The sequence below is a fragment of the Nocardioides ureilyticus genome (assembly GCF_051280745.1).
Lineage (GTDB): Bacteria > Actinomycetota > Actinomycetes > Propionibacteriales > Nocardioidaceae > Nocardioides.
On the sequence record NZ_JBNCOG010000043.1, the window covers coordinates 1 to 23,741 of the forward strand.

A 23,741-nucleotide genomic window follows, 5' to 3' on the forward strand; every position below is an offset into this window, starting at 1 on the left:
GTGGTCGAGCTTGTCGAGACCACGGTCGAGTTCGGTGGTCGAGCTTGTCGAGACCACGGTCGAGTTCGGTGGTCGAGCTTGTCGAGACCACGGTCGAGTTCGGTGGTCGAGCTTGTCGAGACCACGGTCGAGTTCGGTGGTCGAGCTTGTCGAGACCACGGGTGGGTTCGGTGGTCGAGCTTGTCGAGACCACGGGCTGGTTCGTAGTCCCATCGCGCCTGATGAAGACCATCAGTCGTCCGGGCGACCGGACCGTCCGCGCGCCAGCGCAGGCAGATCCGCGAACCTCCCCTCGATGAGGGCGATCCGCTTGGCGCGGCTCCACCCCTGAACCTGCTTTTCGAAGGCGAAGGCAGCTCCGATGTGCTCGAACTGCCATGCCCAGACGAGCCGCACGGGTAGCCGGCAACGCGTGTAGACGGATCCCATGCCGTTCTCGTGCTGTGCGACGCGCGCGGCGAGGTTGCGAGTGCTCCCGACGTAGAGCGATCCGTCCGCGCACTCGAGCATGTAGGTGAAGGCCATGCCTCAGGGTCCGGCGCGGAGGCGGGGACCGTGCGCTCGTGCTTCGAGCCCGTGGAGGGCCGGCTGCAGGCGAGTGAGCTGTGAGTCGTTGGTGGTCTCGACAGGCTCGACCACCGAGTGGGGCTCGACCACCGGATGGCGGCTCGACCACCGAGTGGCTGGGTGGTCTCGACAGGCTCGACCACCGGGTGGCGGCTCGACCGCCGAGTGGGTCGGGTGGTCTCGACAGGCTCGACCACCGGATGGCGGCTCGACCGCCGAGTGGGTCGGGTGGTCTCGACAGGCTCGACCACCGAGTGGGGCTCGACCACCGCGTGGCTGGGTGGTCTCGACAGGCTCGACCACCGAGTGGGTGGCTCGACCACCGGCTGGCTGATCGAGGGGACGCAGGCGGCCATACTGCTCCCGTGAGTGCACCGCGGACCGGCTTCGCCTACCTCGACGAGGTCCTGGCGACGCCCGGGTCGGTGCTCGCGTTCGCCCACCGCGGCGGCGCCTACCACCCGGAGATCGAGGGGCTGGAGAACACCCTCGTCGCCTTCGAGCACGCCGTCGCCCTCGGCTACGACTACCTCGAGACCGACGTCCACGTCTCCGCCGACGGGGTGCTGCTCGCCTTCCACGACACCGTGCTCGACCGGGTCACCGACCGGCGCGGCGCCATCTCGGACCTGCCGTACGACGAGGTCCGGGCGGCGCTCGTCGGTGGTCGTGCCCAGGTGCCGACCCTGGGCGAGCTGTTCGACCTCTTCCCCCACGTCCGGTTCAACATCGACCTGAAGTCCGACGGCGCCGTCGACGCGTTAGCCCGCTTCATCGAGGAGCGGGGCGCGCACGACCGGCTGCTGGTCGGGTCGTTCAGCCCACGCCGGATGGCTCGGTTCCGCCAGCTCGTCGGCGGCCGGGTCCCCACCTCGGCGACGCCCGCGGAGATCGTGGCGTTCCGCCTGCTGCCCAGCGGTCGCCTGGCCGACCTGGTCACGCGGGGCAGGGTCGCGGCGCTCCAGGTGCCGCACCGGCGGCGCGGCCTGCGGGTCGTCACGCCGGGACTCGTCCGGCGCGCCCACGCAGCCGGGAAGCACGTGCACGTGTGGACGATCGACGCGCCCGAGGAGATGAGGGAGCTCCTCGACCGCGGTGTCGACGGCCTGATGACCGACCGGACCGATGTGCTCAAGGCCGTGCTCGTGGAGCGCGGACAGTGGAGGGAACCGTCATGACCGCACCTGCCGGTGTCGCAGACCTGGCGCCGCTCGGCCGAGCCCGCGAGCAGCGAGCCTGGTACTTCTACGACTGGGCCAACTCGGCTTTCAGCACGACCATCGCGGGCGTCCTGTTCGCGCCGTATCTGATCGCGGTCGCGGAGAGCGCCGCCGTCGACGACCGGGTGAGCGTGCTGGGCGTCTCGGTCGCCCCCGGGGCGCTGCCGTCGTTCATCATCACGACCTCGACGCTGCTCTCGGCGGTCCTGCTGCCGCTGCTCGGCGCCGTCGCGGACCGGACGTCGCGGAAGAAGGACCTGCTCGCCGGCTTCGCCTGGGCGGGAGCCGCGTCCGCCGCGCTGCTGTTCTTCGTCACCGGCGGCAACTGGCAGCTCGGCGCCGTGGCGTTCATCGTCGCCAACCTCTGCTTCGGAGCAGCCGCCGTCTTCAACGACGCCCTCCTGTGCCTCGTCTCCGACGAGGACGAGCGCGACCAGGTGTCCTCGCGCGGCTGGGCCTACGGCTACGCGGGCGGTGGCCTGCTGCTGGCGCTCAACTTCGTGCTGGTCACCTTCCACGAGAGCGTCGGCATCAGCGAGGCGCTGGCGGTGCGCATCTGCATGCTCTCCGCCGCCGTGTGGTGGGCCGCGTTCACCTTCATCCCGTTCCGCGGCCTGCGCAACCACCCGCCGCGCGACATCGAGCAGGTGCCCGGCGGCGTCGTGTCGCAGAGCTTCGGCCAGCTCGGCCGGACGCTGAAGGAGATGCGCCACTACCCCGTCGCGCTGACCTTCCTGGTCGCCTACCTCTTCTTCAACGACGGCATCCAGACGGTCATCGCCTCGGCGTCGACCTTCGGGGTCGAGGAGCTCGGGTTCGCGACCGGCACCGTGCTGGCGACCTACCTGCTGGTCCAGTTCGTGGCCGTCTTCGGGGCGCTGAGCTTCGGCCGGGCGGCAGGACGGTACGGCGCCAAGCCGGTGATCCTCGCGGGGCTGGTGATCTGGATGCTCATCGTCACCGTGGCGCTGGTCCTGCCCGACGGCGAGCTGGTGCCGTTCCTCCTCCTCGGCGCCGCCATCGGGCTGGTGCTCGGCGGCACGCAGGCCCTCGCCCGGTCCTACTTCTCCCTGCTGATCCCCCGCGGCAAGGAGGCGGAGTACTTCAGCTTCTACCACGCGATGGAGCGTGGTACGTCGTGGTTCGGCACGCTGGTCTTCGGGCTCGTCTACCAGTTCACCGGCTCCTACCGGCCGGCGATCTTCGCCCTCATCGCCTTCTTCGTCATCGGTGGCGCACTGCTGCTGAGGGTCGACACCGCGCGGGGCATCCGCGAGGCGGGCAACGCGCAGCCGCGGGTCACCTGAGCGCGGATCGCACGACGCGTGTAGCCCCCGGCGGGCCGGGGCACCGGAGTGACGAGCGTCGCTCGATTCCCGGAATGTTGGGCGGCTCAGTACCGTTGAACATTCGAGTTGTCAACGGCGGAAACCAGGCCGTCAACATCAGATCGGGAGGCGTCTCATGGCAGAGCGCACACTGCGTGGAGCCCGGCTCGGTGGGCAGAGCTTCGAGGACGAGCGTGGCATCGAGTTCGCGGCCCGCCAGCAGGTCGGCTACAAGTGCAAGCAGGGACACGAGTTCGAGATCACGATGTCGGTCGAGGCCGACGTCCCCGCGATCTGGGAGTGCCCACGGTGCGGGGCGGAGGCCCTGAGCACCGCGGGGATCCTGCCCGAGGAGAAGGCTGAGAAGCCCGCCCGCACGCACTGGGACATGCTCCTCGAGCGCCGCTCCGAGAAGGAGCTCGAGGACATCCTCAAGGAGCGCCTGGAACTGCTCCGGGGCGGCGAGATCGGCCCCGCGCACCTGCACCGCGCGAACCAGAAGAAGCGCAAGGCCTCGGCCTGAGCCTACGCTCCGGCACGGCCGTCAGAACCGCCGTCGACGTCCTCGTCGGCCGCCCTGTCGGTGCCCCGGTCGACGACGTCGCCCCGGACCACGTCTGGTCCGGGGCGTCGTGCGTTCCGGGGTCCGAACGGCCCCTGCCCACCCGGCGGCACCACGACCAGCCGGCGGGCCACCGCTGAGGTGAGGGTCCGCCGGAAGAGCGGCCGGGTGAAGGGCAGGACCAGCAGGATCCCGAGCGCGTCGGTGGCGAAGCCCGGGGTCAGCATCAGGGTGCCGCCGATGAGCACGAGCGCCCCGTCGGCGATCTCGCCCGCGGGCAGCCTGCCGGCGGCCAGGGTGCTGCGCAGGGCGCGCCAGGCGCGGGCGCCCTCCCGCCGGACCAGCCAGGCGCCGATGGCGCTGTCGAGGACGAGCAGGAAGATGGTCCACCAGGCGCCGATCACCTGACCGACCTGGACGAGCACGAAGATCTCCAGGAGCGGCACCAGGACGAACGCGACGAGGAGCACGCCGGTCAGGCGGGGCCGGGCAGCCATCAGCGATCGCTTCCCCGGCCGGCCAGCTCCCTGACGGCCCGGCGGACCTGGGCCCGCCGCTGGGCGATGCCCCACCGCGTGATCCGGCGCAGCGACTCGGCGGCGACCGCGCCGCTCATCTTGGAGTCGCCCCGCTCCCGCTCGACGAACTCGATCGGCACCTCGACGACCCGGAGCCCGGCCGCCAGGGTCCGGGCGACCAGGTCGGTCTGGAAGACGTAGCCGGTCGAGCGCACGCCCGCCAGGTCGATCTGCTCGAGGGTCTCGCGCTTGTAGAGGCGGTAGCCGGCCGTCGCGTCCCGGACGGAGATGCCGAGGAGCAGACGGACGTAGAGGTTCCCGCCGCGGGAGAGCGCCTCGCGCCGACGCGGCCAGTTGACGACCGATCCGCCGGGCACCCACCGGGACCCGATCACCAGGTCGGCTCGGTCGAGCGCGTCGAGCAGCAGGTGCAGCTGCTCGGGCTGGTGGGACCCGTCGGCGTCCATCTCGCCGATCACGTCGAAGCCGTGCTCGAGGGCCCAGGCGAAGCCGTGCAGGTACGCCGCGCCCAGACCTCCCTTGGCGGTGCGGTGCAGCACGTGGACGTGCTCGTCGCTCGCCGCGATCCCGTCCGCGATCTGGCCGGTGCCGTCGGGTGAGGAGTCGTCGACCACCAGGACGTGCACGGCGGGCTGGGCCGACCGGATCCGGCCGATGATCCAGGCGATGTTCTCCGCCTCGTCGTAGGTGGGGACCACCATCACCACACGGCCGTGCCGCTCGCTGCTCACCCGACTGTCACCCGCTCCCTCGACGTGTCGTCGCCGGAGGCCTGCTGCGCGGCCGCCGTGTCCCGGCGGCGACGATACGGCAGCGCCGCCAGGAGCAGACCGAGGGCCGTGAGTGCGATCGAGAGGCCGGCCACCCACGGCGCCACCAGCACTCCGGGGGTGGTGCCTGCCACCAGCGGCACGTCGGCCACGAGGACCTCCTGCGTGCGCGGCGCGGCACTCGCGACCACCGAGCCGTCCGGCGCGATCACCCCGGACACACCGTTGGTGGCGGCCACCACCACGGTGCGTCCGGTCTCGATGGCTCGCAGCCGCGTGATCGCGAACTGCTGGTCGATCTGGACGGTCTCGATGAAGGTCGCGTTGCTCGTCTGCACGGCCAGCATCTCGGCGCCGTTGCGCACCTGTGCGTAGATGCCGTCGTCGTAGGCGATGTCGAAGCAGATCGCATCGCCGACGGCGGTCCCGGCGACCTGGAGCGGGGTGTCGCGGGTGCCCTGCAGCATGTCCCGGGGGATCATCGCCAGCCGGCCGAACTGTCCGGTGAAGAAGTCCCGGAACGGGATGTACTCCCCGAAGGGCACCGGGTGCCACTTGGTGTAGCGCTCCCCCGGCCCGGTCACGGGGTCCCACACGATGCCCTGGTTGCGGACGTGGTGCTCGCCGGCGTCGACCATGGCCCCGACCACGACCGGCACGCCGATCGCGTCGACGGCGGACTCGATGCCGGCGTTGACCGTCGGGTCGGCGAACGGGTCGGTGACCGTCGAGTTCTCCGGCCACAGCACGAAGTCCGGCCGGGGCGCCGTGCCGGCGCGTACCTCCTCCGCGAGCTCGACGGTCGCCGCCACGTGGTTCTGGGTGACGCCGAGGGGGTCGTAGAGGATGTCGTTGCCGGGGCCGGGGACGTCGCCCTGCACCGCCGCGACGGTCGCGCTGGCCTCCGCGTCCAGCTCGTACGGCGCGACCGCCGGTACGAGCGCCAGCGCGAGCAGGGCCGTCAGTGCTCCCACGGGGGCGACGAGGCTCCGGTCGCGGGCCCGGGCGAGCGCGAGCAGCAGGGCCGCGAGCAGCGTGCCCAGCAGGGCCAGGACGAGGCTGACACCGACCATGCCGACGTACGCGAGCGCCGGGGCGAGCGGAGTGTCGGCGGTCGCGAAGGCGAGCCGGCCCCACGGCATGCCGCTGAAGGGCCAGCCGCTGCGCCACACCTCCATGGTGACCCACGCGGCGGCCAGCCACAGGGGCCAGGCAGGCAGCCGGTGGAGGTACGCGGCCGCCGCGCCGAGCAGCCCGTAGAACAACGCCTCGATGCCGGCGAGCGCGAGCCAGGCATCGGTCCCCACGGCCGTCATCCAGTGGATGTGCGGGAAGTAGAACGCGGCTCCGAAGGCGAGGCCGACCACGAAGCCGGAGCGGCCGCGGAGGCCGCGGGTGGCGAGGGCGAAGCCCGCCACCGCCGGCGGCACGAGCGCGGCTGCGGCGACGGGTTCGAAGGCCAGCGCCAGTGCGACGCCGGCCAGCACGGCGACGAGGCTCCGCATCAGCACGACACGACGGTATCCGGCCCGCGGTGGAGCCCACGCCGGAAGGACCCCGAAACCCTTCGGGCCATCCCACAGTCGACCGGCTGCCGGCGGCGGGAAGTTGTCTAGGGGGTCCGGGGTCCTTCCGTGTCCGCCCTCGTGCACCGGACCGACCTCCGCGAACAAGGTCGGAGCAGCATTGGGCACCACACCCCCCGACCCGGTCACTCGGACGTCGGTCCGCGCGTCACGATGTGCGTGGGCGGACGGCACAGACTCACCGCCGGCGGGCGGCTGTGTCAACACGGCGCTGACCTGCGAGGACGCGCGAAACCGCAGGTCAGAGCGGTGCTTATCCACCTCAATTGACTGCGGATTTCTTCTCGCTGCGGCGTGTCGCGCGCCGTTCCGCAGCCCAGTGGTCTAGGGCTGTCCGGACCGGTGGGCGACACCCAGCAGCCGGAGCGCCATCGCGACGTACTGCTCCGCGAGCTCGTCCAGGGACAGGGCGCCCGCGGGGTCGTACCAGCGCGCCACCCCGCTGCACATCTCGAGCAGGGCCCGGCGGAGGACGGCGACGGAGCCGAGGTCGTCCCGCTCCCCCGCGACGGCCTCGTCGATCGCCTGGTGCCACAGGGACTCGTAGCGGTCGCGGAGGGCGACGACCTGGTCCCGGGCCGGTCCGGCCAACGCGGCGAGCTCCCCGTCGACCACGCGGGTCTCCCGGGGCCGCTCGGCGTGGCTGACGACGTGGGCGCGCACCAAGGCGCTCACCCGCGCGACGGGGTCCCCGTGGGCCTCGGTGGCGCGCTCGGCGTCGGTGACCAGGCGCTCGAGGCACTCCCGCATCAGCGCGGCGAGCAGGTCCTCCTTGGTGCCCATGTAGTGGTAGAGCGACGCCGAGGAGAGACCGGCCCGCTCGGCCAGGAGCCGGATCCCCACGCCGTGGAAGCCGCGCTCGGAGAAGAGGTCGAGCGCCGCCTCGCGCACCCGCGCCGCCGTTGCCGACACGCCCACCACCTCCGCGCCACCTCCTGGATGCTCTTGCACCGCCGTCCACCACGGCCTACCGTCAGCGTAGTCGATCGATCGATCGATTGACAGAGCCTCGCGGAGGAGTGGGACCCAGTGGTGGTCGACTACAGGTACGACGGGCGCGTCGCCCGGATCGCGCTCGACCGGCCAGAGCGGCTGAACGCCGTGACGGCCGAGCTCACCGACGGGCTCGTGTCGGCCCTGCGCCGCGCGCTCGCCGACGGGGCGCGTGCGGTGGTGCTCAGCGGCCGCGGTCGCGCCTTCTGCGCGGGGCACGACCTGAAGGAGGAGCCGCCGGCCGAGACCGTGCTGCAGACCAGGGCCCGGCTGGAGGCGATCCAGGACGTCACCCGTCTGGTCCGGGAGCTCCCCGCGCCCGTGGTCGCCGCGGTGCACGGCTACGCGCTGGGTGCCGGGTGCGAGTTCGCCCTGGCCTGCGACGTCGTCGTCGCGGCCGAGGACGCCGTCTTCGGCTTCCCCGAGGTGGGCGTCGGGCTGTCGGTCACGGGCGGCATCTCCCGGCTCCTCCCCCACCTCGTCGGCTGGGCGCGAGCCAAGGAGCTGCTGCTGCTGGGCGAGCGGATCAGCGGCGCGGAGGCCGCGCGGATCGGCATGGTGGCCCGCGCGGTCCCCGCCGGGGAGCACGAGCGGGTCGCGCTGGAGCTGGCGAGCACGATGGCGGACCGTCCCCCGCTTGCCCTCAGCCTCGCCAAGCAGGTCCTCGACCAGGGCCTCGACGCGACGTTCGGGGAGGCGCTGGCGCGCGAGGTCGACCACGCGGTGCTCACCTCCCTCTCCGGTGAGGGCGAGGCGCCGCGGGAGGCGTTCACCCGTGGCTGAGCCGGTCCCCCCTCCCTTCCCCGACCTGGTCTCGGCGCTGGAGCACGCGGCGGCGGCGTGGCCGACGCGACCCGCGTGGACCTTCGAGGCCGCCGACGGCGCCACCACCCGGCTGACCTTCGCGGACGTCTCGCGCACCACCGCGGCCTACGCCCAGGCCCTCCGTGAGCGCGGTGTCGGCGCCGGTGACCGCGTGGCCGTGATGGTCGGCAACGAGCCGGCGTTCCCGCTCCTCTGGCTGGCGCTCATGCGTCTCGGCGCCGCGATCGTGCCGCTCAACGTGCGGTACCGGTCGGTCGACGCCCAGCACCTCGTCGACGACGCGGGCGTCCGGATGGCCGTCACCACGCCGGAGCACCGCGGCGTCCTCGACGGCCTCGAGCGCCCGCCGTCGGTCGTGCTGGTGGCGGACCTCGCGCCGTCCGGGGCCTTCGAGCAGGCGCCGGTCGAGCCGGCGGCCGTCGTGAACGTGCAGTACACCTCCGGCACGACCGGGCGCCCCAAGGGCTGCCTGCTCACCCACACCTACTGGACGACGCTCGGCGGCTCGATGCTGAGCGAGTTCCCCCACCTGACCCGGGACGACGTGCTGCTGACCGCCCAGCCGTTCCACTACGTCGACCCGCAGTGGAACGTCGCCGCCGCCCTCCTGGCCGGCGCGCACCTGGTGGTGCTCGACGGCTTCCACCCCTCGACCTTCTGGAGCCGGGTCCGCGCCCACGGCGTGACGTACTTCTACTGCCTCGCGTCCATGCCGGCCCTGCTGCTCAAGATGCCGGCCGACCCGGGCGACCGCGACCACCGCGTCCGTGCCGTTCAGTGCTCGGCCATCCCGCCGTCGCTCCACCGGGAGCTGGAGGACCGCTGGGGCGTCGGCTGGTACGAGGCGTTCGGCATGACCGAGACGGGAGCCGACATCCGGGTGGGCGCGGAGGAGCACGACGAGCTGGTCGGCACCGGCTGCCTGGGCCGCCCGGCGGCCCACCGCGAGGCGACGGTGGTCGACGGCGAGCTGTGGCTGCGCGGGCCCGGCATGATGGAGGGCTACCTCGGCCACCCGAGCCCGTTCCGCGACGGCTGGTTCCCCACCGGCGACCTCGCCCGCCTCGACGAGCACGGCCGGGTCTTCCTCCAAGGGCGCCTGAAGGACATGATCCGCCGCAGCGGCGAGAACATCGCCGCGCACGAGGTGGAGGAGGTACTCATGGCCCACCCCGAGGTGCGGCTCGCCGCAGTGGTCGGCGTGCCCGACGAGCTCCGCGGCGAGGAGGTCAAGGCGTACGTCGTCGCGCCCGGCCTGGCCGTCGACCGGGTGCCCGAGGTGCTGGGCGCCTGGTGCGCCGAGCGCCTGGCGCGCTTCAAGGTCCCGTCGGTCTGGGTGGTGCGCGAGGACCTGCCGCTCACCGCCTCCCACCGCGTGGCCAAGTCCCAGCTGGAGCCGGCGCCGGCGGGTGAGCCCTCGTGAGCGCGCTGCGGGCGGACCTGCTGCTCACCAACGCCCGCGTGCGGACGCTCGGCGGCCCGGACCATGAGCTGGTGGCGTCGTCGGTGGCGATCCTCGGCGGCCGCGTGGTCGCTCTCGACGACGTGCCGGCGCACCGGGTGCTGGACCTCGATGGCGCCGTCGTCGTCCCGGGGTTCCACGACGCCCACAACCACATGGCCTGGTACGGGTTGTCGCTGACCGAGGTGGACCTGCGGCTGGCCAGGCTGGAGGCGGTCTACGACGCCGTGGCCGAGCGCGCCGCCGGGCTCGGCCCCGACGAGTGGGTCGTGGGCGCGGGCTACGACGAGAACAAGCTCGGCGGCCACCCCGACCGGGACGCGCTGGACCGCGCTGCCGGCGGCCGGCGGGTGTGGCTCAAGCACACCTCCGGGCACATGTGCGTCGTCTCCTCGGCGGTCTTGGCCGACCTCGGGCTCGCCGAGCACCCCGTCGAGGTCGACGGCGGCCGCGTGGTCACCGATGCCGCCGGGCGCCCCACCGGCCTGCTGCAGGAGCAGGCGCAGGCGCTCCTGTCCGACCTGGTCCTCCCCTACCCCCTCGCCACCCTGGTCGACGCCATCGAGCGGGCCGGCCGGGCCTACCTCGGCCAGGGGCTCACCAGCGTCGTCGAGGCCGGCGTCGGCGGCGGCTGGATCGGCAAGAGCCCGGTCGAGGTGGCGGCCTACCAGCAGGCGCGGGAGGAGGGCCGCCTCCCTGTCCGGGTCGAGCTGATGGTCGCCGCCGACGTGCTGCACCCCGTGGCGGCGCACGCCTCCGACGGCCTGCCGTTGGGAATCGACCTCGGCATCCGCACCGGCCTCGGCGACGACCGGCTGCGGCTGGGGCCCGTGAAGGTCTTCTCCGACGGGTCCCTCATCGGCCACACCTGCGCGCTCACCGACGACTTCGCCGACACCCCTGGCGCGCGCGGCTACCTGCAGGGCGACGCGGGGGCGCTCCGCAGCCGCATCGTCGACGCCCACCGCGGGGGCTGGCGGGTGGCGGCCCACGCGATCGGGGACGCGGCCATCGACCTGGTCCTCGACGCCTACGAGGAGGCGCAGCGGCGCTGGCCGCGGCCCGACGTACGGCACCGGGTCGAGCACTTCGGCGTCGCCCGGCCCGACCAGGTCGCGCGTGCGGCCGACCTGGGTGTCGTCCCGGTCCCGCAGGGCCGCTTCATCGGTGAGATCGGCGAGGGCATGCTCCGCGCGCTCGGCCCGGAGCGGGCGGGATGGGCCTACCGCGGACGGTCGCTGCTGGACGCCGGCATCATCGTTCCTGGCAGCTCGGACCGCCCCGTCGTCGACGGGCGGCCGCTGCTGGGCATGCACGACCTGGTGAACCGCACCACCGAGGGTGGCCGGCCGTTCGCTCAGGAGGAGGCGCTCACCGGCCTCGAGGCCCTCGTGGCCTGGACGACCGGCTCGGCCTACGCCTCGCACCAGGAGCGCGAGCGCGGTGCGGTGCTGCCCGGCCGGCTCGCGGACCTCGCGGTCCTCTCCGAGGATCCCGCGACCGTCGACCCGGCCCGGATCAAGGAGATCGAGGTGCTCCGGACCGTGCTCGGCGGAGAGCTGGTGCACGGATGACCCTCGTCGAGATGGCCGACCTCGCCCCGGCGGACCGTGACCGGCTCCAGGAGATCTACGAGGCGTCGTTCCCCGAGGAGCTCACCGCGCCGTTCGAGGACCTCCTGGCCGACCGGCTGCTCGCCTACGTCGACGCCGAGGGCCCGGCCGGCCTCGCGCTGGTGCGCGACCTCGGGCCGACCACGTGGACGTTCCTCCGGTACTACGCCGTGGGACGTCGGGGACGCGGGACGGGATCGGCCATGTGGGCGCACCTCACCGCGCTGCTGGCCCAAGAGGGGCGCACCCGCCTGGTCTGGGACGTCGAGGATCCCGCCGAGGAGGGGCTGTCCGCAGCACTGGTCGAGGAGCACCGCCGCCGGATCGCCTTCTACGAGCGGCTGGGCGGGCGGTTGCTGCCCGTCCGCGAGTACCTCCCTCCGCACGACGACGGGCACACCCCCCGGCTGCTGCTCATGGACACGCTGCTGGGTGACGGTGACGGGGCGGGCCTGCGGGAGGTCGTCGAGGGTGTCTACCGCTGGCGCTACGGCCTGGGGCCCGACGACCCGGTGGTCCACCGGACGCTCCGCGCGTCGAACCTGTACTGACGAGAAATACTGCGGCATGGGGTGTTGCGGACCACAGATCGTCCGTTAGCCTCGGGTCATGAGCATCGAGACGTCGATCGGCCTGGAGACCGGCCAGCCGTACCCGTACCGTCGGGTCGAGCTGGTCGAGCCCGACTGGACGCGCTTCCCCGGGTGGCGGGACGTCACCCGCGCGGAGTGGGAGTCGGTGCAGTGGCAGCGGGCGCACTGCGTCAAGAACCTCAAGCAGCTGCGCGAGCTCCTGGGCGACCTGGTCGACGAGCGGTTCTACGCCGACCTCGAGAAGGACCAGCGCGAGCGCGCGACGATGTCGATGCTCGTGCCGCCGCAGATGATGAACACGATGGTCCCGCACGTCGTCCCGAGCGGGCCTGGGTCGCTGACCGACGCCTTCTACGGCGACCCGGTGCGCCACTACATGGTCCCCGTCTTCTCCGACCGTCGCACCGACTGGCCCTCGCACCCCTACGCCAGCCGCGACTCGCTGCACGAGCACGACATGTGGGTGGCCGAGGGCCTGACCCACCGCTACCCGACCAAGGTCCTCGCCGAGCTGCTCCCGACGTGTCCGCAGTACTGCGGCCACTGCACGCGCATGGACCTGGTCGGCAACTCCACGCCGGCGGTCGACAAGCTCAAGTTCCTCGCCAAGCCGAACGACCGGCTCGAGGCGATGGTCGACTACCTGCGCCGCACCCCGACCGTGCGCGACGTGGTCGTCTCCGGCGGCGACGTGGCCAACATGCCGTGGCCCCGGCTCGAGGCGTTCCTCCTCGCGGTCCTCGAGGTGGAGAACATCCGCGACATCCGGCTGGCCACCAAGGCGCTGGTCGGGCTCCCCCAGCACTGGCTGCAGGACGACGTCCGCGCCGGCGTGGAGCGTGTCGCCGGGCTGGCGCGCAGCCGCGGTGTCTCGCTGGCGATCCACACCCACGCCAACCACGCGAGCTCGGTGACCCCGCTGGTGGCCGACGCGGCGCGCGCGATGCTCGACGCCGGGGTGCGCGACGTACGCAACCAGGGCGTCCTGCTCGACGGCGTCAACGCCGACCCGCACGCGCTGCTGGACCTGTGCTTCCGGCTGCTCGACGGGGCGGGGATCATGCCCTACTACTTCTACATGTGCGACATGATCCCGTTCTCGGAGCACTGGCGGGTCTCCGTCGCGGACGCCCAGCGGCTCCAGACGGCGATCATGGGCTACCTGCCGGGCTTCGCGACGCCGCGGATCGTGTGCGACGTGCCGTTCGTCGGCAAGCGCTGGGTGCACCAGCTGGCGTCGTACGACACCGAGAAGGGTGTGTCGTACTGGACCAAGAACTACCGCACCTCCATCGAGGCCGACGACGCCGAGGCGCTGACCCGCACCTTCGAGTACTACGACCCGATCCACACGCTGCCCGAGGCCGGCCAGCGGTGGTGGGCCTCGCGGGCCCGGCTCGACGCTCAGGTCTCGCTGTCGCTCTGAACGTCGGTGAGCGGGCGGTTCTCGTAGAAGGTGTTCAGGACGATGGTGGTCCGGGTCGCGACGTTCGCCGCGGCCCGGATCCGCGCCAGCAGGCCCTCGAGCGCCGCGGGCGTCTGGGTGCGGACCTTGAGGATGTAGGACTCCTCCCCCGCCACCGACCAGCACGACTCGATCTCGCCGATCGAGCGGAGCCGTTCCGGTGAGTCGTCGGGCTGCGAGGGGTCGATCGGCCGGATCGAGATGAATGCCGTGAGCGGCAGGCCGACCTGCTCGTGGTCGATCGTGGCGCCGTAGCCCTGGATCAGGCCGCGCTGCTCCAGCCGCTTCACTCGCTGGTGCACCGCGGAGGTCGACAGCCCGGTGGCCTTGCCCAGGTCGGTGTAGGACATCCGTCCGTCGGCCGCCAGCAGCTCCAGGATGTGTCGGTCGGTGGCCTCGACGTCGGGCGCGTTCACGCGGGCAGCCTAGGCGACGACCGGCCGGATCGACCGTCCGGTGGGTACGGTCGGGTCATGGCCGAGACCTCGCCGACGCAGCGCCTCGTCACCGCCGACTGGCTCCACGAGCACCGGGACGACCCGAACCTGCGGGTGCTGGACGCCACGGTGCACCTCACCTTCGACGAGGCGGGGGCGCACCTGGAGTCCGGACGCGAGTCCTACGAGCGGGCGCACGTGCCCGGCGCCGCCTTCGTGGACCAGATGAGCGAGCTGAGCGACCCCGACGGTGAGGCGCCCTTCGCCGTGGTCGACTCCGCGTCGTTCGCGGCGGCGATGGGCGCCGCCGGCGTGGGCGACGAGCACCACGTCGTCGTCTACGACTCGGTCAACGGCATCTGGGCCACCCGGCTGTGGTGGCACCTCGGGCTCGAGGGGTTCGAGCGCGTCTCGGTGCTCGACGGAGGCTTGGCCGCCTGGACGGCGGCCGGGTTCGACACGGCCACCGGCGCCGAGACGTACCCGCCGGCGACCTTCACCGCCCGGCGACGCAACGACCGGATCCGCTCCACCGCCGAGGTCCGAGCCGCGGTCGAGGACCCGGACGTGGTGCTGGTCAACGCGCTGGGGCGAGCGGACTTCGAGAACGGGCGCATCCCGGGCAGCGTCAACGTCCCGTTCGAGGAGCTGGTCGGGCCGGATGGCCGCCTGCGGCCGCTCGAGGAGCTGCGCGAGCTGTTCGAGTCGGCCGGCGCCCTCGACCCGGGCCGCCGGCCGGTCACCTACTGCGGTGGCGGGATCGCCGCGACCGCCGCGGCCTTCGCGCTGGTGCGGCTCGGTCGCGAGGACGTGGCCGTCTACGACGGCTCGATGAACGCCTGGACGGCCGACCCGTCCCGTCCGCTCGAGCGCTGAGCAGGCCGCAGGTCTGACAGGATGCGGCCGTGACCACCCCGCCCGGCCGCCTCATGCTCCTCGACACCGCCTCGCTGTACTTCCGGGCGTTCTTCGGCGTCCCCGAGATCAAGGGCCCCGACGGCACGCCCGTCAACGCGGTGCGCGGGCTGCTGGACTTCATCAGCCGGCTCGTCGACGACTACCGCCCGTCCGACCTCGTCTGCTGCTGGGACAACGACTGGCGTCCGCAGTGGCGGGTCGACCTGCTGCCGTCGTACAAGGCGCACCGCGTGGTCGAGGAGGTGCCTGGGTCCCCCGACGTCGAGGAGGTGCCCGACCCGCTCGAGGTGCAGGTGCCGATCATCCGCGACGTGCTCGATGCCTTCGGCATCCGCGTCGTGGGGGCCGACGGGTACGAGGCCGACGACGTGATCGGCACGCTGGCCACCGACGCGGGGCAGCCGGTCGACGTCGTGACCGGTGACCGCGACCTCTTCCAACTCGTCGACGACGACGCCGACGTGCGCGTCCTCTACATCGCGCGCGGTGTCGGCAGGCACGAGCGGGTGACCAACGACTGGGTGCGGGAGAAGTACGGCATCGACGCCCGCCAGTACGCCGACTTCGCCACCCTGCGGGGCGACGCCTCCGACGGCCTGCCCGGTGTCGCCGGGATCGGGGAGAAGACCGCCGCGACCCTGCTGGGGCGCTTCGGCGACATGGCCGGCATCCGCGCCGCTGCCGAGGACCCCTCCTCCGACATGGGGCCGGGCCCCCGGGGGAAGGTGAAGGCGGCGGCCGACTACCTGGAGGTCGCGCCGAAGGTCGTCGCGGTGGCACGCGACCTCGACCTCGACCGGAGCGGCACCGCACTTCCTGCCGAGCCGCGCGACCTGCCCCGCGTCGCCGACCTGGCTCAGCGGTGGGGCCTCGAGAGCCCCGTGGAGCGGCTCACCAAGGTGCTCACGAAGGTGCTCACCGCCTGATCCGTACCGTGGACCGCATGACTCGGATCGCCATCGTCGGAGGCCACGGCCAGGTCGCGCAGCACCTCATCACCACCCTCGTGGGGCGGGGGCACACCCCGGTCGCGCTGGTCCGCAAGGAGGAGCAGCGCGGCGCCCTGGAGGAGAAGGGTGCGGAGGTGCGGATGCTCGACATCGAGGCGCAGGACGCCGACGCCTTCGCCCAGGCGTTCGAGGGGTGTGGCGCCGTGGTCTTCGCCGCGGGCGGCGGCCCCGACGGCAAGATCGAGCGCAAGCGGACCGTGGACCTCGAGGGCTCGCTGAAGTCGATCGAGGGAGCGCGTCGGGCCGGCGTCCAGCGGTTCCTCCAGGTCTCCGCCATCGGTGTCGACCAGCCGCTCCCCGACGACACGGCCGCGGTGTGGCGGGCCTACGTCGAGGCCAAGCGTGACGCCGACGCGGCCCTGCGCGACAGCGGGCTGGCCTGGACGATCATCCGGCCCGGCGCGCTGGTCGACGACGCCGGCACGGGGCTCGTCACGATCGGCGAGACGGTCGAGCGCGGTGAGGTCACCCGCTCCGACGTCGCCGCCGTGCTCGCGGTGTGCCTCGACGACGAGCGCACCGTGGGCCGGCAGTGGGAGGTCGTCGGCGGGGAGACCCCCATCCCCGACGCCGTCGCCGCGCTCGTCTGAGCGCGGACCCCGGGTCAGTCCTCGGCGAGGCCGGAGTACGCCACCACGCCGCGCTTGAGGCGCTTGACGACCTCGCGGGCCGTCGACCGCAGCGGGGTGTCGCCGGCCGCATCGGCGACCTGCCCGGCGAGGTCGAGCAGCTGCTTCATCCAGCGGACGAAGTCGCCGGCCGACAGCTCGGAGGCGCCGAGCACGTCGTCGAGCTCGTCGCCCTCGGCCCAGCGGTAGGCCAGCCAGGCGAAGCCGAGGTCGGGCTGCCGGAGGAAGTCGAGCCGGTGCTCCTTCTCCAGCCGGTCCAGGTCCCCCCAGAGCCGCACCATCTCGCCGATGACGTCGCGCACGCGGCCGCCGGGCAGCCGCGGTGAGGACGCGTCGTCGGGCCGCCGGGCCTCGAAGACCAGGACCGAGAGCACCGCGGCCAGCTCCGAGGCGCCGAGGTCGTCCCAGACCCCGTGCCGGATGCACTCCGCGGCGACCAGGTCGAGCTCGGAGTAGAGCCGCATCAGGTGCCGGCCACGAGCGGTGATCTCCTCGCCGTCGAGGTAGTCCAGCGCGGCGAGGACGTCGCACACCCGGTCGAACTGGCGGGCCACGGTGTTGGTCCGCTGCTCGACGCGCCGCTGCAGGGTGCGGGCGTCGCGCTCGAGCTTGAAGTAGCGCTCGGCCCACCGGCTGTGGTCCTCGCGGTCCGGGCAGCCGTGGCACGGGTGCGCCTTGAGCTGTCGGCGCAGCTCGGCGACCTCCGGGTCGACGCCGCTCTCGGACGGCGAGTGCCGACCCCGACGGACCGGCGGCGGGGTGAGGTCGTGGGTCCGGGCGCGCAGCGCCGAGGCGAGGTCGCGGCGCATCTGCGGGTTCCGCCCGTTGAAGCTGCGGGGGACGCGGATGCGGGTCAGCGCCTCCACGGGCGTCGGGAAGTCGATCATCCCGAGCCGCCGGGCCTGCCGGTCCTGGGTCACCACGGACGGGCGCGGGTTGTCCTCGCTCCAGCCCGGGTCGACGACGACGGCGTACCCCGCGAACTTGCCGGCCGGCACGTCGATGACGTCCCCGATCTTCAACCGCGCCAGGGAGGCGAGGACCTCCTCGCGACGGTCCTGGCGCCGGGAGCGGCTCGCCTCCTTCTCCACGTCGGAGATCCGGCGGCGCAGCGCGGCGTACTCCATGAAGTCGCCCAGGTGGCAGCTGGCCGCCTCGCGGTAGCCCTCCAGCGCGTCCTCGCTCTTGCGCAGCTGGCGGGCCAGCCCGACGACGGCCTTGTCGGCCTGGAACTGCGCGAAGGACTGCTCGAGCAGCTCGCGTGAGCGGGCCCGGCCGAACTGGTGGACCAGGTTGACCGCCATGTTGTACGACGGGCGGAACGACGAGCGCAGCGGGTAGGTCCGGGTGGAGGCCAGGCCGGCCAGCTCGCGCGGGTTCATCCCCGGCTGCCACAGCACCACCCCGTGGCCCTCGACGTCCAGGCCGCGACGCCCGGCACGCCCGGTCAGCTGCGTGTACTCCCCCGGCGTGATGTCGGCATGGGTCTCGCCGTTCCACTTGGTGAGCTTCTCGATGACGACCGTGCGGGCCGGCATGTTGATGCCCAACGCCAGGGTCTCGGTCGCGAAGACCACCTTGCACAGGCCCCGGACGAAGAGCTCCTCGACGCACTGCTTGAACGCCGGCAGCATCCCCGCGTGGTGCGCGGCGACGCCGCGGGTCAGCCCCTCGAGGAAGTCGTGGTAGCCGAGGACGTGGAGGTCCTCCTTGGCCAGGTGGCGGGTCGCGTCCTCCACGTAGTCGTGGATGGCGTCGCGCTCCTCCGGCGTGGTCAGGCGCACGCCGGCGTTGAGGCACTGCGTGACGGCGGCGTCGCAGCCCACCCGGCTGAAGATGAAGACGATGGCCGGCAGCAGCCGCTCCCGCTCGAGCCGGTCGATGACGTCGGACCGGCTCGGGATCCACACCCGGCGGCCGTTGCCGACCTGCCGGGCGCCACGGGCACCCGACCCCCGCGAGGACCGCCGGTCCTTGATCCGGGAGGCGGCCCAGTCGTCACGAGCGACCTTCATCAGCTCGTCGTTGACCGGCGCCCCCTCCTTCACGAAGCCGGCCGCCGCGTCGACGTCGGAGGAGGCGAAGAGGTCGAGCAGCCGTCGGCCGACCATCACGTGCTGGTAGAGCGGCACCGGCCGCTTCTCCTCGACGACGGTGGCGGTGTCGCCGCGGACCGTCTCGAGCCACTCGCCGAACTCCTCGGCGTTGGACACGGTGGCGGACAGCGAGACCAGCGAGACCGACTCCGGCAGGTGGATGATCACCTCCTCCCACACCGCGCCACGGGAGCGGTCGGCGAGGTAGTGCACCTCGTCCATGACCACGAACCCCAGGCCGATGAGGGTCCGCGACCCGGCGTACAGCATGTTGCGGAGCACCTCGGTGGTCATCACGACGATCGGTGCCTCGCCGTTGACGACGTTGTCGCCGGTGAGCAGGCCGACCTGCTCGGGGCCGTACCGGCGCACCAGGTCGTGGAACTTCTGGTTCGACAGCGCCTTGATCGGCGTCGTGTAGAACGCCTTGCGCCCCGTGGCGAGCGCGAGGTGGATCGCGAACTCGCCGACGATGGTCTTGCCGGAGCCGGTCGGTGCCGCGACGAGCACGCCCCGGCCCTCCTCGATGTGCTCGCAGGCGCGCACCTGGAAGTCGTCGAGGGGGAAGTCGTGGAGCGAGCGGAAGTCCCTCAGCACCGGGTGCTGGCGGGAGGCGCGGTACGACGCGTACCGCTCGGCCGGGCTGAGCTCGACGGTCTCGGGATCCTCCGCGCTGCTCATGCGTACACGGTAAGCGCGGCGGGTGCGGCCTCGACCGTGAGGGGCAGCGGGCCGAAGCGCTCGCCGTCGGCGTAGGTCACGATCCCCGCTGCCGCGACGGTCACCTTCCGGACGCGGTGGTGCTCGTACTCGGGCAGTCCCGTGTGGGTCCCGGCGAAGAGCCGGGGATAGGCCTGGACCAGCCGGGTCCGGCTCAGCGGCTTGATGATCACGACGTCCAGCATGCCGTCGTCGAGCAAGGCGCCCTCGGTGATGCGCAGGCCACCGCCGAACGAGGGGCCGTTGCCGACCGCGACCAGCACGGCGTCGGTGCGGAGGACGCGCCCGTCGAGGTCCAGGGTGTACGGCCGTGAGGCCAGCACCCGCAGCTCCGCGAGCGTGGCGAGGTTGTAGCGCATCTGCCCGCGCGGCCAGGTCATCGCGTTGGCGCGCTCGTTGACCACCGCGTCGAAGCCGGCCGCCAGGACGGTGAGGAAGTACCGCGATCCCGACCGGGCGAGGTCGCACGTCCGGGTCCGCCCGGCGAGCACCCGGTCCGCGGCGGCGGCGGGGTCGTGCCGCGGGAGGCCGAGGGTGCGGGCGACGTCGTTCCCCGTGCCGACGGGCACCACGCCGAGGGGGACGCCCGTCCGGGCCACGGCCTGGACGGCCAGGTAGGCCATGCCGTCTCCCCCGCACACGACCAGGGCCTGCACACCGTCGGCGACGGCCGACCGGGCCAGGTCGAGCGCCTCGTCGGCGTCCCGGCCCACCAGGTCGCGCACGGTGAGCCCGGCGTCGCGGAACCGGCCGAGCGCGATGTCACGCGCCCGGGCACCGCGCCCCCGGCCGGCCGTCGGGTTGGTCAGGAGTGCGATCTCGCGCGAGCTGCCGGCCACGGACGGAACCTACTGCCGCATCCCTCGGCCGAGGCGGAGGCGGGCGGCGAAGCGGGTGGGGTCGGCGCCGACGGAGCGGGCCAGCCGCTCCAGGGCGTCGAGCACGCAGTCCGCGGTGAAGGCGGTGCCCGGCACAGCGAGCGTCAGGCGGTCCTCCCGCCGGACCAGGTCGACCTGTCCGTGGCGCCAGGCCTGGTGCGCGCGTCGCCGGGCGAGCTCGTCGGCGACGGGTGCGGGCCAGGCCTGGTCGACGGCCAGCAGGTCGCACGCCACGGTCCCGCCGGCGGAGCCCTCCAGCGCGCCGCGGACCAGGTGACCGGCACGGACCCCGGTCTCGGGGGTCCAGGTCACGTCCGACTCCCCCAACCACTCGGGCAGCTCGAAGGGGTCCTGCGGCTCCAACGGCTGCGCGGTCACAGGGGCGAGAGGGCGTCGTCGTCCCACTGGTCGGTGCTGTGCTCCCCGCGGCCGCGGCTGCGGTCGACGAGCCGGGCGATCACCTCGGCGACCAGGAAGAGCCCGAGCATCGGCAGGGCGAGCATGAGCATCGAGAAGGGGTCGGTGGACGGCGTGGCGACCGCCGCGAAGAGGAAGGTGCCGATGACGATCCAAGGGCGGTACCGGCCCAGCGCCTTGCCGCTCACGACGCCCGCGAGGTTGAGCATCACGACGAAGAGCGGGATCTCCACGGCGATGCCGAAGACCAGCAGCATCCGGGTGATGAAGGAGAAGAAGGTCCCGAACTCCACGAGGTTCGTGACGTCGACCGGGGTGAAGCCGATCAGCACCTCGAGGCCCTTGGGCAGCACCCAGTAGCCGAGCGCCACGCCGGCGATGAAGAGCGGCCCGGCGACCGCGGCGAAGACCCGCGTCCAGCGCTTCTCGTGCTGGTGCAGCCCAGGGACGATGAAGCCCCAGATCTGGAAGAGCCAGTACGGGCTGGAGGCCACGACGGCCGCGACGCCGCACAGCTTCAGCTGCAGCAGGAGCGGCTGCGTGACGCCGCCGAGCACCAGCTCGCTCGGCACCGAGCCGTCCAGGCGCAGGACGGCGTCGTCGTAGGGCCGCCGGATCAGCTCGAGCAGCTGCTCGTAGAAGAACAGGGCCACGCCGAACGCGAGCACCAACGCGATGGCGGATCGCAGCAGGCGCGCCCGCAGCTCACGGAGGTGGTCGGACAGCGCCATCCTGCCGTCCGCACCCACCGGGTGGTGCGGGCGGCCGCGGAAGACGTCGAGGACCCCGGAGATGGACAACCGGGACCTGCCCGTCAGGCGGTGTCGCCGCGGCGCTGGCGCTCGGTCTCGGCGTCCAGCTGGGCCTGCTGCCGGGCCTCGATCTCCCGCTGCTCGACGGTCTTGCCGCCCTCGCCCTCGTCGTCGTCGTCATCCATCAGGCCCTTGGTCTCGGCCTTGAAGATGCGCAGCGCCCGGCCGCTGCCGCGAGCCAGCTCGGGAAGCTTGGAGGCACCGAAGAGCAGCACCAGCACGGCCAGGATGATGAGCAGCTCGGTGGTGCCGAGTCCTGCGACGAGCGGAAGCATGGGGGTCCTCACGTGACGGGGGCGGTCTGCACCATCGTACGCCTGATCAGCCGTAGAGGCTGAGCGCCGCCTGGGCGGCTTCGGCGAACGACTCGGTGAACTCTCGGGGGCGCACCACCTCGGCCTCGGGCGCGAGGCGGAGCAGCAGGCGCAGCAGCCACCGCTCGTCGGCGACGACGAGGTCGACCTCGAGGTCGCCACCCGCGCGAGGCCTGACCGCCTCGACCGGGTAGTACTCGGTGACCCAGCGTGCCGCAGGTGACAGGCGCAGCGTCACGCGCCGCGTGTCCTCGGACTGGTGGAAGAGGCCCTCGCCCAGGTCGCGCGGTGGCACCGGCTCGGACTCCATGGGCAGGTCGAGGACCTCGGCCGTGTCGATCCGGTCCAGCCGGAACAGCCGCGGCGCCTCCGCGCCGTGGTCCCAGGCGTCGAGGTAGGAGTGGCCGTGGTGCGCCACGACGCCGCGAGGGTCGACGACGCGGTCGGACTTCTCGTCGCGCGAGGGCACCCAGTAGGTCATCCGCACCTGCCGTCGCTGGTCGGCGGCCGACTGCAGCCGGGCGGCCAGCCGCGACAGGCGGACGTCGGCGGTGTCCTCCCCGGGGTCCACCTGGGGGTTGGCCTCGGCTGCGGCCGCCTCCAGCTTGGCGAGGGCGCGGTCGACGATCCCGCGGGTGTCGTCCTCGGCGCCGCTGCGCAGCGCACGGAGCGCGACGATGATGGCCGTCGCCTCGGTCGGCGTCAGCCGCAGCGGGCGGGTGAGGTAGTCGGCGTTCGAGACCCGGATGACGCCGTCGGCCTCCGGACCCTCGAGCGCGTCGAGGTCGACGTCGATGAGGTCGTCGGGGTAGCCGCCCGGGAGCCCCACCATCAGCAGCACCTTGAGGTCCTTGACCAGCTGGTCGGGTCGGACGCCGAGCGCCCGGGCGGCCTCGTCGACCCGGACCTGCCCGCGGGCGTGGAGGTAGGGCACGAGCGCCAGCAGCCGCGCCACCTGGTCCTTCGCGCCGCCGGCCGGCGGCTTGCGGGCCTCGCCGCTCACGAGACCCGCTCCAGGGCCGCGGTGAGCCGGGCCACCACGGTCTCGCGCAGGCTGGCCGGCTCCTCGACGAGCACGTCGTCGCCGTGGGCCAGGATCTCGTCGGCGGCACCGGGGATCCCGCGGGTGAGGACGAGGCGGTCCCAGCCGGTGCGGTCGTCGGGGCCGGCGACGCCCGGCTGCGCCTCGTCTGCGTTGCGCCGCAGCGCGTGGCCGGCGCCGGCACGGACGAGCACGACTGTCCGCTCGCTCGTCGCGGGCCGGGCCAGGCGGCGGGCGATCTCGCGGACGTCGGTGCCGGCGGGCACGTCGTACGACCCGGGCTCGCCGACCTTGCGGGCCTCGCCCTGCACGCGGGAGAGCCGGAAGAGCCGCTCGGCGCCGCGGTCGGTGTCGAAGCCGACCACGTACCACCGGCCCGAGTGGCGGGCCACCCCCCACGGCTGCACGTGCCTGCGGGTGACCTCGCCCTCGCCGCTGCGCAGGTAGTCGAACTCGACCGGAGTCCGCTCGGTGGTGGCCTCGAGGAACACGTCGAAGGACGGCTCGTCGGCGCTGAGCCGCGGCTCGACGATGTCGAGCGCCGCGGTGTCGACCGGCACCCCCTGGGCGACCAGCTTGCGCACCGCCTCGGTGGTGGCGTCGGCGAGCCGCGCGTGCTCCCAGACCTTGGTGGCGAGCGCGATCACCGACGCCTCGTCCGGCTCCAGGTCGATGGCGGGCAGGGCGAACTCGTCCGGCCGGATCCGGTAGCCCGGCTCGTCGTCGAAGTAGGCGTCGATCTGCCCCACCTCGATCGGCACGCCCAGCGACCGGAGCTCGTCCTTGTCGCGCTCGAACATCTTCTCGAACGCCTCGTCGGTGGTCCCCGGGTAGAGGATTGCGCGGATCCGTTCCTTGGCGACGAAGCGCCGTTGCACGAGGAGCATGATGAGCAGGTTGAGCAGCCGTTCGGTCTTCTTGCCCGTCGTGCCGCTCACGCCGCTC

At 72.9% G+C, this 23,741-nt stretch carries 24 protein-coding genes; 11 read left to right on the forward strand and 13 right to left on the reverse strand.

What is annotated here, in order from left to right:
* Positions 1-231 precede the first annotated feature (231 nt).
* Positions 232-525, reverse strand: a complete 294-nt coding sequence (locus ACSMHG_RS17685; protein WP_435747555.1) for a GIY-YIG nuclease family protein — start codon at positions 523-525, stop codon at positions 232-234.
* A 407-nt stretch (positions 526-932) separates the two neighbouring features.
* Here ACSMHG_RS17685 and ACSMHG_RS17690 point away from each other — a divergent pair, with 407 nt between their 5' ends.
* From ACSMHG_RS17690 to ACSMHG_RS17700, 3 genes are all read left to right on the forward strand, one after another.
* Complete coding sequence (locus tag ACSMHG_RS17690) at positions 933-1,745, forward strand: glycerophosphodiester phosphodiesterase family protein (RefSeq protein WP_435747557.1); 813 nt, start codon at positions 933-935, stop codon at positions 1,743-1,745.
* Positions 1,742-3,094, forward strand: coding sequence for an MFS transporter (locus ACSMHG_RS17695; protein WP_435747559.1), 1,353 nt, complete (start codon positions 1,742-1,744; stop codon positions 3,092-3,094). Before ACSMHG_RS17690 ends, ACSMHG_RS17695 begins: the two co-directional genes overlap by 4 nt.
* 157 nt (positions 3,095-3,251) lie before the next feature.
* A complete protein-coding gene (locus ACSMHG_RS17700) occupies positions 3,252-3,638 on the forward strand; it encodes an RNA polymerase-binding protein RbpA (RefSeq protein WP_435747561.1) in 387 nt (128 codons plus the stop codon).
* 2 nt (positions 3,639-3,640) lie between these two features.
* On the opposite strand, the gene ACSMHG_RS17705 is transcribed toward ACSMHG_RS17700, so the two are convergent.
* From ACSMHG_RS17705 to ACSMHG_RS17720, 4 genes are all read right to left on the reverse strand, one after another.
* The gene (locus ACSMHG_RS17705) at positions 3,641-4,174 is read right to left on the reverse strand and encodes an FxsA family protein (RefSeq protein WP_435747563.1); all 534 of its coding nucleotides are present in this window, start codon (positions 4,172-4,174) and stop codon (positions 3,641-3,643) included.
* A complete protein-coding gene (locus ACSMHG_RS17710) occupies positions 4,174-4,917 on the reverse strand; it encodes a polyprenol monophosphomannose synthase (protein ID WP_435747609.1) in 744 nt (247 codons plus the stop codon). The genes ACSMHG_RS17705 and ACSMHG_RS17710 overlap by 1 nt, the downstream gene beginning before the upstream one ends.
* Before the next feature lie 26 nt (positions 4,918-4,943).
* Positions 4,944-6,491: an apolipoprotein N-acyltransferase gene (gene lnt, locus ACSMHG_RS17715; RefSeq protein ID WP_435747611.1), complete on the reverse strand. Its 1,548-nt coding sequence runs from the start codon at positions 6,489-6,491 to the stop codon at positions 4,944-4,946.
* A 405-nt stretch (positions 6,492-6,896) separates the two neighbouring features.
* Positions 6,897-7,484, reverse strand: coding sequence for a TetR/AcrR family transcriptional regulator (locus ACSMHG_RS17720; RefSeq protein WP_435747565.1), 588 nt, complete (start codon positions 7,482-7,484; stop codon positions 6,897-6,899).
* 120 nt (positions 7,485-7,604) lie between these two features.
* On the opposite strand from ACSMHG_RS17720, the gene ACSMHG_RS17725 reads away from it, so the two are divergent.
* Genes ACSMHG_RS17725 through ACSMHG_RS17745 form a run of 5 tightly spaced genes read left to right on the forward strand, consistent with a single transcriptional unit; the run spans position 7,605 to position 13,484 of the window.
* A complete protein-coding gene (locus tag ACSMHG_RS17725; protein ID WP_435747567.1) occupies positions 7,605-8,348 on the forward strand; it encodes an enoyl-CoA hydratase/isomerase family protein in 744 nt (247 codons plus the stop codon).
* Entirely contained in the window at positions 8,341-9,813 is a 1,473-nt protein-coding gene (locus tag ACSMHG_RS17730) for an AMP-binding protein (RefSeq protein WP_435747569.1), read from the forward strand. The genes ACSMHG_RS17725 and ACSMHG_RS17730 overlap by 8 nt, the downstream gene beginning before the upstream one ends.
* On the forward strand, positions 9,810-11,426 hold the full coding sequence (locus ACSMHG_RS17735) for an amidohydrolase (protein ID WP_435747571.1): 1,617 nt from the start codon (positions 9,810-9,812) through the stop codon (positions 11,424-11,426). Before ACSMHG_RS17730 ends, ACSMHG_RS17735 begins: the two co-directional genes overlap by 4 nt.
* Positions 11,423-12,016 carry a GNAT family N-acetyltransferase gene (locus ACSMHG_RS17740; protein ID WP_435747573.1) on the forward strand — a complete coding sequence of 198 codons (594 nt, stop codon included), beginning with the start codon at positions 11,423-11,425 and terminating at the stop codon, positions 12,014-12,016. The genes ACSMHG_RS17735 and ACSMHG_RS17740 overlap by 4 nt, the downstream gene beginning before the upstream one ends.
* 58 nt (positions 12,017-12,074) lie before the next feature.
* Positions 12,075-13,484 carry a KamA family radical SAM protein gene (locus ACSMHG_RS17745; RefSeq protein ID WP_435747575.1) on the forward strand — a complete coding sequence of 470 codons (1,410 nt, stop codon included), beginning with the start codon at positions 12,075-12,077 and terminating at the stop codon, positions 13,482-13,484.
* Here ACSMHG_RS17745 and ACSMHG_RS17750 read toward each other — a convergent pair.
* Positions 13,463-13,939, reverse strand: coding sequence for an Lrp/AsnC family transcriptional regulator (locus ACSMHG_RS17750; protein WP_435747577.1), 477 nt, complete (start codon positions 13,937-13,939; stop codon positions 13,463-13,465). The two genes, ACSMHG_RS17745 and ACSMHG_RS17750, sit on opposite strands and share 22 nt — an antisense overlap.
* Positions 13,940-13,996: 57 nt before the next feature.
* Between ACSMHG_RS17750 and ACSMHG_RS17755 the strand changes: the two genes are divergently transcribed.
* The 3 genes from ACSMHG_RS17755 to ACSMHG_RS17765 are packed head-to-tail and all read left to right on the forward strand — an operon-like array spanning position 13,997 to position 16,478.
* Complete coding sequence (locus ACSMHG_RS17755; protein ID WP_435747579.1) at positions 13,997-14,836, forward strand: sulfurtransferase; 840 nt, start codon at positions 13,997-13,999, stop codon at positions 14,834-14,836.
* 53 nt (positions 14,837-14,889) lie between these two features.
* Complete coding sequence (locus ACSMHG_RS17760; RefSeq protein WP_435747613.1) at positions 14,890-15,804, forward strand: 5'-3' exonuclease; 915 nt, start codon at positions 14,890-14,892, stop codon at positions 15,802-15,804.
* A 17-nt stretch (positions 15,805-15,821) separates the two neighbouring features.
* Positions 15,822-16,478, forward strand: a complete 657-nt coding sequence (locus ACSMHG_RS17765) for an SDR family oxidoreductase (protein WP_435747581.1) — start codon at positions 15,822-15,824, stop codon at positions 16,476-16,478.
* Positions 16,479-16,492: 14 nt separating this feature from the next.
* Here the strand turns inward: ACSMHG_RS17765 and ACSMHG_RS17770 are convergent, their stop codons facing one another.
* From ACSMHG_RS17770 to ACSMHG_RS17800, 7 genes are read right to left on the reverse strand one after another with little or no spacing between them, the layout of a single operon-like run.
* The gene (locus ACSMHG_RS17770; RefSeq protein ID WP_435747583.1) at positions 16,493-19,294 is read right to left on the reverse strand and encodes a DEAD/DEAH box helicase; all 2,802 of its coding nucleotides are present in this window, start codon (positions 19,292-19,294) and stop codon (positions 16,493-16,495) included.
* Complete coding sequence (locus ACSMHG_RS17775; RefSeq protein ID WP_435747585.1) at positions 19,291-20,172, reverse strand: diacylglycerol kinase; 882 nt, start codon at positions 20,170-20,172, stop codon at positions 19,291-19,293. Before ACSMHG_RS17775 ends, ACSMHG_RS17770 begins: the two co-directional genes overlap by 4 nt.
* Before the next feature lie 9 nt (positions 20,173-20,181).
* On the reverse strand, positions 20,182-20,589 hold the full coding sequence (locus tag ACSMHG_RS17780; protein ID WP_435747587.1) for a hypothetical protein: 408 nt from the start codon (positions 20,587-20,589) through the stop codon (positions 20,182-20,184).
* A complete protein-coding gene (gene tatC / locus ACSMHG_RS17785) occupies positions 20,586-21,428 on the reverse strand; it encodes a twin-arginine translocase subunit TatC (protein ID WP_435747589.1) in 843 nt (280 codons plus the stop codon). Before tatC ends, ACSMHG_RS17780 begins: the two co-directional genes overlap by 4 nt.
* 14 nt (positions 21,429-21,442) lie before the next feature.
* A complete protein-coding gene (tatA, locus tag ACSMHG_RS17790; protein WP_435747591.1) occupies positions 21,443-21,715 on the reverse strand; it encodes a twin-arginine translocase TatA/TatE family subunit in 273 nt (90 codons plus the stop codon).
* A gap of 46 nt (positions 21,716-21,761) precedes the next feature.
* Complete coding sequence (locus ACSMHG_RS17795) at positions 21,762-22,757, reverse strand: helix-turn-helix transcriptional regulator (RefSeq protein ID WP_435747593.1); 996 nt, start codon at positions 22,755-22,757, stop codon at positions 21,762-21,764.
* Entirely contained in the window at positions 22,754-23,734 is a 981-nt protein-coding gene (locus tag ACSMHG_RS17800) for a helix-turn-helix transcriptional regulator (protein ID WP_435747595.1), read from the reverse strand. Before ACSMHG_RS17800 ends, ACSMHG_RS17795 begins: the two co-directional genes overlap by 4 nt.
* Positions 23,735-23,741 lie beyond the last annotated feature (7 nt).